Source organism: Streptomyces sp. NBC_00457, assembly GCF_036014015.1.
GTDB lineage: Bacteria > Actinomycetota > Actinomycetes > Streptomycetales > Streptomycetaceae > Streptomyces.
Genome location: NZ_CP107905.1, coordinates 3,908,319 through 3,920,454, shown reverse-complemented (window position 1 = coordinate 3,920,454; position 12,136 = coordinate 3,908,319). Strand labels below are relative to the sequence as shown.

Annotated in this window: 13 protein-coding genes; 6 read left to right on the top strand and 7 right to left on the bottom strand. The window is 68.5% G+C overall.

What is annotated here, in order from left to right:
• Positions 1-33: 33 nt before the first annotated feature.
• Genes OG828_RS17595 through OG828_RS17585 form a run of 3 tightly spaced genes read left to right on the top strand, consistent with a single transcriptional unit; the run spans position 34 to position 3,341 of the window.
• The gene (locus OG828_RS17595) at positions 34-1,020 is read left to right on the top strand and encodes a carbohydrate ABC transporter permease (protein ID WP_328501676.1); all 987 of its coding nucleotides are present in this window, start codon (positions 34-36) and stop codon (positions 1,018-1,020) included.
• A complete protein-coding gene (locus OG828_RS17590) occupies positions 1,017-1,847 on the top strand; it encodes a carbohydrate ABC transporter permease (RefSeq protein WP_328438626.1) in 831 nt (276 codons plus the stop codon). Before OG828_RS17595 ends, OG828_RS17590 begins: the two co-directional genes overlap by 4 nt.
• Before the next feature lie 9 nt (positions 1,848-1,856).
• On the top strand, positions 1,857-3,341 hold the full coding sequence (locus OG828_RS17585; RefSeq protein ID WP_328501675.1) for a glycoside hydrolase family 3 protein: 1,485 nt from the start codon (positions 1,857-1,859) through the stop codon (positions 3,339-3,341).
• Between the two features lie 153 nt (positions 3,342-3,494).
• On the opposite strand, the gene nagB is transcribed toward OG828_RS17585, so the two are convergent.
• Together nagB and OG828_RS17575 are read right to left on the bottom strand one after the other, a co-directional pair.
• Positions 3,495-4,280 (bottom strand): glucosamine-6-phosphate deaminase, encoded by a 786-nt coding sequence (gene nagB / locus OG828_RS17580; protein WP_328501674.1) that lies wholly within the window; start codon positions 4,278-4,280, stop codon positions 3,495-3,497.
• Positions 4,281-4,400: 120 nt separating this feature from the next.
• Entirely contained in the window at positions 4,401-5,153 is a 753-nt protein-coding gene (locus OG828_RS17575; RefSeq protein WP_328357185.1) for an SDR family oxidoreductase, read from the bottom strand.
• A 95-nt stretch (positions 5,154-5,248) separates the two neighbouring features.
• Between OG828_RS17575 and OG828_RS17570 the strand changes: the two genes are divergently transcribed.
• Complete coding sequence (locus tag OG828_RS17570) at positions 5,249-5,881, top strand: TetR/AcrR family transcriptional regulator (RefSeq protein ID WP_328501673.1); 633 nt, start codon at positions 5,249-5,251, stop codon at positions 5,879-5,881.
• 395 nt (positions 5,882-6,276) lie between these two features.
• Positions 6,277-7,752 (top strand): sensor histidine kinase, encoded by a 1,476-nt coding sequence (locus tag OG828_RS17565; protein WP_328357179.1) that lies wholly within the window; start codon positions 6,277-6,279, stop codon positions 7,750-7,752.
• A 167-nt stretch (positions 7,753-7,919) separates the two neighbouring features.
• Here OG828_RS17565 and OG828_RS17560 read toward each other — a convergent pair whose 3' ends face one another.
• A complete protein-coding gene (locus tag OG828_RS17560; RefSeq protein WP_016639615.1) occupies positions 7,920-8,177 on the bottom strand; it encodes a WhiB family transcriptional regulator in 258 nt (85 codons plus the stop codon).
• Positions 8,178-8,497: 320 nt separating this feature from the next.
• Complete coding sequence (locus OG828_RS17555; RefSeq protein ID WP_328357176.1) at positions 8,498-9,466, bottom strand: diacylglycerol/lipid kinase family protein; 969 nt, start codon at positions 9,464-9,466, stop codon at positions 8,498-8,500.
• A gap of 104 nt (positions 9,467-9,570) precedes the next feature.
• Between OG828_RS17555 and OG828_RS17550 the strand changes: the two genes are divergently transcribed.
• A complete protein-coding gene (locus OG828_RS17550) occupies positions 9,571-10,023 on the top strand; it encodes a hypothetical protein (protein ID WP_328357173.1) in 453 nt (150 codons plus the stop codon).
• 33 nt (positions 10,024-10,056) lie between these two features.
• Here OG828_RS17550 and OG828_RS17545 read toward each other — a convergent pair whose 3' ends face one another.
• The 3 genes from OG828_RS17545 to OG828_RS17535 form a co-directional block, all read right to left on the bottom strand.
• Entirely contained in the window at positions 10,057-11,172 is a 1,116-nt protein-coding gene (locus tag OG828_RS17545; protein ID WP_328438621.1) for an RNA polymerase sigma factor SigF, read from the bottom strand.
• The gene (locus tag OG828_RS17540) at positions 11,169-11,582 is read right to left on the bottom strand and encodes an anti-sigma regulatory factor (protein ID WP_030784224.1); all 414 of its coding nucleotides are present in this window, start codon (positions 11,580-11,582) and stop codon (positions 11,169-11,171) included. The genes OG828_RS17545 and OG828_RS17540 overlap by 4 nt, the downstream gene beginning before the upstream one ends.
• A gap of 270 nt (positions 11,583-11,852) precedes the next feature.
• A complete protein-coding gene (locus tag OG828_RS17535) occupies positions 11,853-12,113 on the bottom strand; it encodes a UBP-type zinc finger domain-containing protein (protein WP_328357167.1) in 261 nt (86 codons plus the stop codon).
• Between the last annotated feature and the right edge of the window lie 23 nt (positions 12,114-12,136).

Here is a 12,136-nt window from a genome sequence, read left to right as displayed (position 1 = left end):
CGTTCAGGCAGGTCGAGAAGAGAGATCGCGAGCATGACCGTGCAGACCGATACCGAACGGCCGCCCTCCGGTCCGGTGGACGTGGTCAAGAGGGCCAAGAGCGGGTCCGCCGGACCCCGAGCCGCGTCGCGCGCCGGAGCGCTCACGCCGTATCTGTTGCTGCTGCCGGCCTGCGTGGCCACCGTGCTCCTGCTCGGCTGGCCGCTGCTGAAGGACGTCCTGCTGTCGTTCCAGAACCTCAACATGGCGCAGCTGATCCAGCACGTCACCGAGTGGAACGGCATCGACAACTACAAAGAGGTCCTCACCGGGGAGGACTTCTGGCGCGTCACCCTGCGCTCGATCCTGTTCACGGCGGTCAACGTCGTCCTGATCATGGTCCTCGGCGCGCTGGTCGGCATGCTGCTCGCCCGCCTCGGCAACCGGATGCGGGTCACCCTGATGATCGGGCTCGTGCTGGCCTGGGCGATGCCCGTGGTCGCCGGGACCACCGTCTACCAGTGGCTGTTCGCGCAGCGCTTCGGCGTCGTCAACTGGGTCCTGGACAAGCTGGGTTGGCACTCCATGGCCGACTACAGCTGGACCAGCAGCCAGATGTCGACGTTCTTCGTGGTGACCGTGCTGATCGTCTGGATGTCGATCCCGTTCGTCGCGATCAATCTGTACGCGGCCACCACCACCATTCCCGGTGAGCTCTACGAGGCCGCGGCGCTCGACGGCGCGGGCGCGTGGAAGAGCTTCACCACCGTCACACTCCCCTTCCTGCGCCCCTTCCTCTACGCCACGACGTTCCTGGAGATCATCTGGGTCTTCAAGGCGTTCGTGCAGGTCTTCACCATCAACGGCGGCGGCCCTGACCGGCTCACCGAGATCCTGCCCGTCTACGCCTACATCGAGGGCGTCGGCAACCAGCACTACGGCATGGGCGCCGCGATCGCCGTCCTGACCATCCTGATCCTGCTCGGCCTCACCGCCTATTACCTGCGGATCGTGCTCAAGCAAGAGGAGGACGAGCTGTGAACCGCTCGCTCTTCGGCCGCCTGTGGCCCAACGTCACGGCCGTCGTCCTGTTCATCGGCTTCGTCTTCCCCGTGTACTGGATGTTCTCCACGGCTTTCAAGCCGACCGGCGACATCATCTCGGAGACCCCGGTCTGGTTCCCGACGGACATCACCCTCGAGCACTTCAAGACGGCAACGGGCGTCGACCACTTCTGGACGTACGTCACCAACTCGCTGATCGTCACGCTGTGCGCAGTCGCTCTGTCCCTGGTCATCGCGCTCGCGGGCGCCTTCGCCCTCGCCCGGATGCGGTTCAGGGGGCGGCGCGGCTTCGTCATCGGCTTCATGCTGGCCCAGATGGCGCCCTGGGAAGTCATGATCATCGCGATGTACATGATCGTGCGGGACGCGTCGATGCTGAACAGCCTCGTGCCGCTGACGGTCTTCTACATGATGATGATCCTGCCCTTCACCATCCTGACCCTGCGTGGCTTCGTCGCCGCCGTGCCCCGGGACCTGGAAGAGGCCGCGATGGTCGACGGCTGCACCCGCGCCCAGGCGTTCCGCAAGGTGATTCTTCCGCTGCTGGCCCCCGGCCTGATGTCCACCTCACTCTTCGGCTTCATCACCGCATGGAATGAATTCCCCCTGGTCCTGGTGCTGAACAAGGAGACCGAGGCCCAGACCCTGCCCCTGTGGCTGTCCAGCTTCCAGACCGCCTTCGGCAACGACTGGGGCGCGACGATGGCGGCGTCCTCGCTCTTCGCCATCCCGATCCTGATCCTCTTCGTCTTCCTGCAACGCAGGGCTGTCAGCGGCCTGACGGCCGGCGCCGTGAAGGGATAACGCCACCCGATGACGACATTCGCCAGCGGCACCGACACCCTGACGCGCGATGCGCTGACTGTCCTCCAGCCCGGCTTCCCGGGCACCACCGCCCCCGACTGGCTGCTGCGCCGCCTCGGCGAGGGCCTGGCCTCCGTCGGCCTGTTCGGCCGCAACATCGCCTCCCCCGACCAACTGGCCGCACTCACCGCCCAGTTGCGCGCCGAACGCGACGATGTGCTGGTCGCGATCGACGAGGAGGGCGGCGATGTCACCCGCCTGGAGGTGCGGACCGGTTCCTCGTTCCCCGGCAACCATGCGCTGGGCGCGGTCGACGACGTCTCGCTCACCGAGGAGGTGGCGTACGAACTCGGCCGCCGTCTCGCCGAGTGCGGAGTGAACCTCAACTGGGCGCCGTCCGCCGACGTGAACTCCAACCCCTCCAACCCGGTCATCGGCGTCCGCTCCTTCGGCGCCGACACGGACCTCGTCGCCCGCCACACCGCCGCCTACGTCACCGGCCTCCAGTCGGCCGGAGTCGCGGCCTGCACCAAGCACTTCCCGGGCCACGGCGACACCGCGGTCGACTCCCACCACGCGATGCCCCGCATCGACGCCGACGCCTCGGTGCTGTCGTCCCGCGAACTCTCCCCGTTCCGCGCCGCCATCGCCGCCGGTACCCGCGCGGTGATGAGCGCTCACATCCTGGTTCCGGCCCTGGACCCGGACCGCCCGGCCACCCTCTCCCGCCCGGTCCTGACGGAGTTGCTGCGCGGCCGGCTCGGCTACGACGGCCTGATCGTCACCGACGGCATGGAGATGCAGGCCATCGCCGCCGCCTACGGCATCGAACGCGGCAGCGTCCTCGCCATCGCCGCCGGCGCCGACGCGATCTGCGTGGGCGGCGGCCTCGCGGACGACGAGACGGTACGCCGCCTGCGCGACGCCCTCGTCTCAGCCGTCCGCTCGGGCCAACTCCCCGAGGAACGCCTGGCGGACGCGGCACAACGCGTCCGCGCGCTGGCCCACTGGACGTCCGAGGCCCCGACGAGGACCACGGGCGAGCCCCGAGGAGACATCGGCCTCATCGCGGCCCGCCGCGCCCTGACAGTGACGGCCGCGGAGCCCTACGCCCCCCTCACCAAGGCCCCCTACGTAGCCGCCTTCACCCCGGTCGCGAACATAGCCGTCGGCGACGAAACCCCCTGGGGCGTCGCCGCAGAACTGACCCGCCTGCTCCCCGGCACGGAAACAGGCAGCTTCACAGGCGACGAGGCAGCCCCCAAGGCCCTCGCCGCAGCGAACGGCCACCGCATCATCGCCGTCGTCCGCGACGAACACCGCCACACCTGGATGTCAGAGGCCCTCGACACGCTGCTACAGGAACGCCCCGACACCATCGTGGTCGAAATGGGCGTACCCCAGGCAACCCCGAGGGGCGCCCTGCACATCGCGACGCACGGGGCGGCACGGGTGTGCGGACGGGCGGCGGCGGAGGTCATAGCGGGAGTGTGAGGAGTACGAGGACGAAGGCGCCGGTTCCTGGACAGGGACCGGCGCCTGTCTGTACTCAGGGGCGCGGGGCTGTATCAATTTGCGGCTCCGCCGCGTGGGCGCGACAAGCCACGACGGCGCCGCACCTGGTCAGAAACCGAACCCGGCAGACGCTCAGATCCCCTGCCACTCCGGCTTATTGGCAAACGTATGCCGAAAGTAATCCCCCAGCTTCAACTTCGACGCGGCCCCCTCATCCACAACAACCGTCGCATGCGGATGCAACTGCAACGCCGACGCCGGACACACCGCGGCAACCGGCCCCTCCACCGTCGCCGCCACCGCATCCGCCTTCCCCTCACCCGTGGCAAGCAGCACCAGATGCCGAGCCTCAAGGATCGTCCCGATCCCCTGAGTGATGACGTGATGCGGCACCTGCTCGATGTCCCCGTCAAAGAACCGCGCGTTGTCCACCCGCGTCTGCTCGGTCAACGTCTTGATCCGAGTCCGTGAGGCCAGCGACGAGCACGGCTCGTTGAACCCGATGTGCCCGTCCGTCCCGATCCCGAGCAACTGCAGATCCACCCCACCGGCGGCGCCCAACGCGGCGTCATACGCCTCGCACGCCCCCTGCACGTCCTCAGCCGTACCGTCCGGCCCCATGAACGCGTCCATCCCGAGCCCCAGCGGCTCCAGCACCTCCCGCCGCAGCACCGAGCGGTACGACTCCGGATGCTCGGCCGGCAGCCCCACGTACTCGTCGAGCTGGGCGATCCGCGCCCGAGAGGCATCCACGGCACCGGACTTCACCTTGGCGGCCAGCGCCTCATAGATGGGCAGCGGCGTCGACCCGGTGGCCACGCCGAGCAGGGCATCGGGCTTGCGCCGCAGGAGTTGCGCCATGGCCTCGGCGATCAGCTCGCCACCCGCCTTGGCGTCCGGAACGATGACAACTTCCACGCTGGGCCTGCCGATCTGAGAAGAGGGCTCTGGGGGACCCGAAGGGGCTATGTGGTTTAGACCAATCTAACAGAGAGGGGCCTTGTGTCCCAGGTGATCCGGAGCATCGGCGGCCGTCCCTCAGGTCAGCGAACCCCCCGTCGCATCCACCCAGCTCCCGGTCACCCACCGTCCCCCCTCGGACGCCAGAAACGCCACCACTTCCGCCACATCGGCCGTCTCACCCACGCGCCCGAGCGCGGATATCGCCGCTGCCTCGCCCCACGCCTCCTCGCTCGCATGCAGCAGCTCATACGTGTTGTCGGTGTCGATGATCCCCGGCGCCACCGAGTTCACCGTGATGTTCCGCGAGCCCAGCACCTTGGACAGGTCGCGGGAGAAGACGTCGAGGGCGCCCTTCGTCATGGCGTACGCCATGTTGTTCGGCATCGCCGCGGTCCGGGCCAGTCCCGACGAGATGTTGATGACCCGTCCGCCGTCGCGCAGCCGCGCCAGGCCGTGCTTGGCGATGAAGAACGGTGCCTTCACATTGACCGCGAAGACCCGGTCGTACTCCTCCTCGTCGATCTCCCCGATCGGCCGGGACGCACCGATCCCGGCGTTGTTCACCAGAATGTCCAGCCCGTCCGCGTGCCGGTCGAACTCCTCCCACAACGCCTCCGCGTCCCCCGGCAGCCCCAGCTCGACGCCGATCGCGAACGCCGAGCCGCCCGCCGCCTCGATCGCGGCGACCGTCTCCTTCGCGGCCGCCTCGCTCCTGCCGTAGTGCACCGCGACCCTCGCCCCGTCACGCCCCAGCCGCTCGGCGATCCCTCGCCCGATCCCCCTGCTCGCGCCCGTCACCAGTGCCGTCCTGCCGGCAAGCACGCCCATGTCGACGCCCCCTCACGTTTGTCTAGTGATCGCTACAAAAAGACCGTACAACACCCCGCCGACATTTCTCTAGCACCCGCTATAAAATGAACCCCATGGTGGGAATCGAGGAGACCGGCGAGCAGGTGAGGACGAAGGGCAGGGCGCGTGGCCGCCCCCGCTCCTTCGACCGGGAAACCGCGCTCGAGAAGGCGATCATGGCCTTCTGGGAGCACGGCTATGAGGCGACCTCCGTCTCCGACCTCACCCGCGTGATGGGCATCGGCGCCCCCAGCCTGTACGCGGCGTTCGGCGACAAGCAGGCGCTCTTCGCGGAGGTCGTCAGCGAGTACGGCACGCGGTACGGATCCTTCAGCGACCGAGCCCTCGCCGAGGAACCCACCGCCCGGGCCGCTGTCGCCCGCATGCTGCGGGAAGCCGCCGCGAAGTACACGGAACCCGGCCTCCCGCACGGATGTCTGGTCGTCCATGCGGCGACCAACTGCAGCAATCCCGAGGTGGAGGCGTTCCTGTGCGACCGGCGCAACGCCAACATCGCCGCCATCGAGGGCCGTATCAGAGCGGGCATCGCCGCAGGTGAACTCCCGGCCGGCACCGACGCCGCCGCGCTCGCCCGGCATACGGGCGCGATGATCCAGGGCATGTCCCAGCAGGCGCGCGACGGCGCGAGCCGGGAGGAACTGGAAGCGCTCGCGGAAATTGCCATGGCCATCTGGCCCCGCGCGTAGCCCGAGCGGGTTAGGCTGCGAAGCGCCAACAACGCACAGGGTCCAACAACAAAACAGCTCCCGATGCATGGACATGGATAGTGGTCTAGTCCACAATGCGTAGGGAAACTCAAGTGCGTATCAAGCACGGCGCGCTTCACTAGAGCCTCCGTCTTCCCCGCACAGGAAGGCGGACGAGGAACCGGAGCTCTCTGCCCTGACTGCCCCGGCTCCTCATCCTTCGGCCGACCGGGACCGCACACCCCACGGCCGATGCTGCTCCGGGCTGCGGTGCCGGGAGGGTTGAGGGTCCCTCTCAGGCGCCGCGGCCCGCGGGTGTCTCCGGGGCCGTACGCAGGCTCGTATGGGAGCCGTACATTTCAGAGCCGTACAAACCGCCAGGTACGCTCGCACACGTGCCCTCCATGAACGAACTGGTCCGCCAGCACACCGCTCTCGACGACTCCGATCTCGAGTGGCTGCATCTGCTGGTCTCGGAGTGGCAGCTGCTCTCCGACCTCTCCTTCGCCGACCTGGTCCTGTGGGTCCCCACCCGCGACGGCACCCGCTATGTCTCCGTCGCCCAGATGCGCCCCAACACCGGCCCCACCTCCTACCAGGACGACATGGTCGGCCACCTCGTCCCGCGCGGCCGGCGCCCCATGCTGGACGCCGCCCACGACGAGGGCCGGATCGTGCGCGAGGGCGACCCCGAGTGGCGAGAAGAGGTCCCGGTCCGGGTCGAGTCCATTCCGGTACGACGGGAAGGGCGCGTCCTCGGTGTCATCGCGCGCAACACCAACCTCCTGACCGTCCGCACCCCGAGCCGCCTGGAGTTGACGTATCTCCAGAGCGCGTCGGACCTCGCGCAGATGATCGCGGCAGGCTCGTTCCCCTTCCCCAACCAGCAGATGGACATGGACGCCGCCCCGCGTGTCGGCGACGGACTGATCCGGCTCGACGCCGACGGCATCGTCCAGTACGCCTCCCCGAACGGACTCTCCGCCTACCACCGCATGGGCCTCGCCGCCGACCTCGTCGGCTGCCACCTCGGCAAGATCACCGCCGAACTCGCCCCGTCCCGCGGCCCGGTGGACGAGGCGCTCGCCAAGGTGGCCAGCGGCTGGGCGCCGCGCGAGTTCGAGATCGAGGCCCGCGACGGGGTGATCCAGTTCCGTACGATTCCGCTCAAGCCCAAGGGCACCCGCATCGGTTCGCTGGTCCTGCTCCGCGACGTCACCGAACTGCGCCGCCGCGAACGCGAGTTGATCACCAAGGACGCCACCATCCGGGAGATCCACCACCGGGTGAAGAACAACCTCCAGACCGTGGCGGCCCTGCTGCGCCTCCAGGCCCGCCGCATCGAGTCCGACCGCGGGCGCGAGGCGCTCGAAGAGGCGGTACGGCGGGTCGGGTCGATCGCGATCGTGCACGAGACGCTCTCTCAGAACCTGGACGAGCGTGTGGAGTTCGACGAGATCGCGGACCGGGTCCTCGCGATGGTGGCCGAGATCTCGCCCGGCAAGGTCACCGGCCGGCGCACCGGACGCTTCGGCATCCTGGACGCCGAGGTCGCCACTCCGCTCTCCATGGTCCTGACCGAAGTCCTGCAGAACGCCCTCGAGCACGGCTTCCGCGAAGGCGACACCGGAACCGTCGAGGTCATGGCCGTCCGCGGCGGTACGACGAAGGAGGCGCGGCTCCTTGTCACCGTTCAGGACGACGGGGTCGGACTGCCTGCCGGCTTCGACCCGCAGACCGCGGGCAACCTGGGGCTGCAGATCGTACGGACGCTGGTGGAAGGCGAGTTGGGCGGTTCGTTCGACATGGTGCCGGCGCCGGAGCGGGGCACTCAGGTGATCCTTGACATCCCGGTGCAGCCGAACAAGTAGCGCACGTGGCGTCTGCGCACAGCAAAGAGCCCCGGACCATCCTGTGGTCCGAGGCCAGTGCTCGTGCGTGATGTGCGCATCGGGGGTACTGCGCGCTGCGGCTCGGGGGCGGGAGATGCGTACTCGCTGTACGCGCCGCCAAGCTCAGGCTGTGCGGGGCGGGTGTGTCAGGCGGAGGCCTGACGGGCCCGGTTGCGGGCGGCGCGGCGCTTCATGGCGCGGCGCTCGTCCTCGCTGAGACCACCCCAGACGCCGGAGTCCTGGCCGGACTCGAGCGCCCACTGCAGGCACTGCTCCATGACGGGGCAGCGGCGGCAGACGGCCTTGGCTTCCTCGATCTGCAGCAGCGCAGGACCGGTGTTGCCGATGGGGAAGAAGAGCTCGGGGTCTTCCTCGCGGCAAACGGCGTTGTGACGCCAGTCCATGGCTGCTACCTCTCCTTGGTATTACGTGCTGATTGCTTGTGAATGTGAACGCTTTCACGAATCCCTCAACAAGTGAAGGGCCGACCGTCAGGTTTCCCTGGCGTGGTCCTGTGGATTGAAGAGGGGTTCCGGTGATCTGTGGAGGCCGATTCTGCGGGCCGTCCCGATCGCCACGTAGAGACTCGCAAACCTCAGCGGCGGATACAACCCCTTCCGGAAAGTTTTTTTTGATTCCTCGGTGTCGACTAGGTCACAGCCGTACTTCCATGGGGTGGACCCTGGCCTAAACGTTCGAGTGAAAGGACTTTAGCCCCTTCTGCTCACACAATCACACGCAGTGCACGGCGTACGCCTGTGAACGTCACGCTGGTACGCAGCCCTAGGTGGTCGCCGTCCATCTGGAGGGGTAGTGGCGCCTTCGATTGCAAGGTGAACTGGTCCAGGTCGTGCAGGCCCACGGCGTGCTTGCCCTGGGGGCCGTGCTCGGGGGACGAATTGAGCAACTGCGTGCCATACCGGGCGACCGCCGGCATGGACAGCCGGCTCAGACCGAATACGTCGAGCCCGGTATCGAACGAGGCCTTAGGCGACGCGTACATCGGGCGATTGCCCAGATAGGTCCATGGAGCGGTGTTCGAGACTATGGACACCACCAGACCGGTCACCGGCTCCTCGCCGGCCCGCTCCAGCGTGATCGAACCGTGTCTCCGGTTGGACTCACCCAGCAGCTGACGGACGACCTGGCGGACGTAGAGCGCGTGTGTCGACTTCTTGCCCAGCTCCCGCTGCTGTTCGACCCGGCCGACGACACCGCCGTCGAAGCCGAGCCCCGCGTTGAAGGTGAACCAGCGGGCCGGGACGGCCTCGTCCTCGGTACCCGGCGTGCCCGCGGCGAGTCCGAGTCCGACCGTGCGTTCGCTTTTCTCACGCAGCGCGTCCAGTACGGCGCCGGTGGCCTCCACGGCGTCGTTGGGCAGGCCGAGGGCGCGGGCGAAGACGTTGGTCGAGCCGCCGGGGACGACGGCGAGGCGGGGGAGGTGCTCCGGGTCGGGACCGGCGTGGAGCAGGCCGTTGACGACCTCGTTGACCGTGCCGTCGCCGCCGAGGGCCACCACGAGATCGATGTCGTCGCTCTCCGCGGCCTGCCGGCCCAGGTCGCGTCCGTGGCCGCGGTACTCGGTGGTGACCGCCTCCAGCTTCATCTCGCTGGCGAGCGCATGGATCAGGACATCGCGCGTACGTGCGCTTGTGGTGGTTGCCGCCGGATTGACCACGAGAAGTGCACGCATGCGTTGCAGCGTACCTACTGGGTGGTACCGGGCCCAGCCCAGGTAGGGATCTCGTAAGAGATCCTGGCCACGGCGGTGGACATGGCGAGGGCTACGCTTCTGGGGTGAGCAGTGAGCAGAAACCGTCTTCGGAAACCGTCCCGGAAGCCGCAGAACCCCGCCCCCGGCGCCTGACCTACGCGGCAGCGCTGGCCGCTCTGGAGGGGATCGCCCTGGTCGTCGGCGGTGTCTGGATGCTGGTCCTGGGGATCACGGGCGCCCCGGACGACCGGCAGCAGGCCATCACCGGTGGCGTCACCGTGCTCGTCCTCGCGCTGCTGCCGCTGCTGGCCGCCCGCGGACTGCTCGCCCGGCGCAGCTGGAGCCGTGGCCCGGCCGTCATCACGCAGCTCCTGGCGCTGCCGGTGGCCTACAACCTGCTCCAGGCCGACAGCGTGGCCATTCCCGGCGGAATCGCGCTCGCCGTGGTGGCGGTGACGGCGCTGGTGCTGCTGGTGAACGCCGAGACGACCCGGGCCCTCGGGATCCAGGGGCCCGGGAACGCGTCTCAGAAGTAGGCGTTCGCGAAGCAGGCCTTGCTCCTCTGCGCCTTACTCCTCTACGAGGAGCTTCTCCCGCAGCTGTGCCAGCGTCCGTGCCAGCAGCCGCGACACATGCATCTGTGAGATGCCGACCTCCTGCGCGATCTGCGACTGCGTCATGTTGCCGAAGAAGCGCAGCAGCAGGATCCGCTTCTCGCGCGGCGGCAGGTCCTCGAGGAGCGGCTTGAGCGACTCGCGGTACTCGACGCCCTCCAGGGCCTCGTCGTACGCGCCCAGCGTGTCCGCGACCGCCGGGGACTCGTCGTCGGTGTCGGGGACGTCCAGGGACAGCGTGGAGTACGCGTTGGCCGACTCCAGGCCCTCCAGGACCTCCTCCTCCGAGATGCCCAGCTTCTCGGCCAGTTCATGGACCGTGGGGGAGCGGCCGTGCCGCTGCGAGAGCTCCGCCGTGGCGGTGGTGAGCGCGAGGCGCAGCTCCTGCAGCCGGCGCGGGACGCGCACCGCCCAGCCCTTGTCGCGGAAGTGCCGCTTGATCTCGCCGACGACCGTCGGGGTCGCATACGTCGAGAACTCGACGCCGCGGTCCGGGTCGAAGCGGTCGACCGACTTGATCAGGCCGATGGTGGCGACCTGGGTCAGATCGTCCAGCGGCTCCCCGCGGTTGCGGAAGCGGCGCGCGAGATGCTCGACGAGCGGCAGGTGCATGCGGACCAACCTGTTGCGCAGCTCCGCGTACTCCGGACTGCCGTCCTTCAGGGTGCGCAGCTCGACGAACATGGCGCGCGCCCCGCTGCGGTCCTGAGGGTTGTGCTGTGTGACCTGCACGCTGGCCACGCCCGGCTGATCGTCTCGCTCGTGCTCGCTCATCGTCCCGCCCGTCGCCCTTCCCCGAGCCGCCGCCCCTGCCCGGACCGGAGAGACCCCGATCCGGCCTTCGAGGGGCGCGCTCTGCACGGCACCATCCCGATCCCGCTGCCCGTCGTCCAGGAAGCCGGCCGCCGCCAGGTCGTCGGCGTCGTCCTCCGGATGTGGCCGGGCCTGCTCGGGGATGCCGTCGATGCCGTCAGCCATGCGTCGGGCACCGCTCGGACCGCTTGTGCCCTCGGCCGGCAGCTCCCGTGTGCCGCGCTCTTCTTCCCGCACCGGCCCGTCCCCGTCCTTCACGCCGGCCCGGGTCCCGCGCCGCGCTGTTTGTAGAGGCTGATCGAAACGGTCTTGTCGTCGTCCACCGCGGAGGAGACCTTGCCCGCCAGGGCGGACAGCACAGTCCAGGCGAAGGTGTCGCGCGCGGGGGCGTGACCGTCAGTGGTCGGGGCCGAGACGGTGACCTCGAGCGAGTCGTCGACGAGACGGAAGACACAGCTGAGCACCGAGCCGGGCACGGCCTGCTGCAGCAGGATCGCGCAGGCCTCGTCCACCGCGATGCGAAGGTCCTCGATCTCGTCGAGGGTGAAGTCCAAACGGGCCGCGAGACCGGCCGTGGCCGTACGCAGCACCGACAGGTAGGCACCCGCAGCCGGCAGCCGGACTTCCACGAAGTCCTGGGTCGCGGGCTCGCCTGCGATCTGGGACACCCTCACCTCCAAGGTGGTACAAGCTTTTCGGGGCCGAGGGTCGCCCCCCGGGGTAACGCGAAGTGTGTTCAGCGGTGACGCTACCGCGCTCACGAGTTTCCTGTCCCCGGGACCCCAACCCCTTGCTGTCACTCATAGTAAACACACGGATACGCTCCGTGGCTAGGGGGTCTGCGGGCCCAATTGGGAAGAGCGCGCGCCGGGTTGACGTACCCAGACGTCCCACGTTTGAACCGTGGGCATCAGACGTCGAATGCGTCGAATACAGCGTCACACAAGTACATGGTCGACGAAGCACCAGCGCCAGTGCTCACCTGGCTCGTGCGTCCGCATGATGGGATGCCCCGAGTCCTTGTGGTGTTCCGCCGCGTGCCTCCCGGGTGAGGAGTCGCAGCAGCCGACATGACCGCAGGTGAGACAGAGCCGCAGCTGTACGGGATGCTGGCCCTCCGCCAGGCACTCCAGGCAGGTGTCGCTCAGGGGCTCGGGCTCGGGGTGCGGCAGCGCGTCGGAGTGCGTGCACTGTTTCATGATTGCCAGGTTACGTCGGGCGC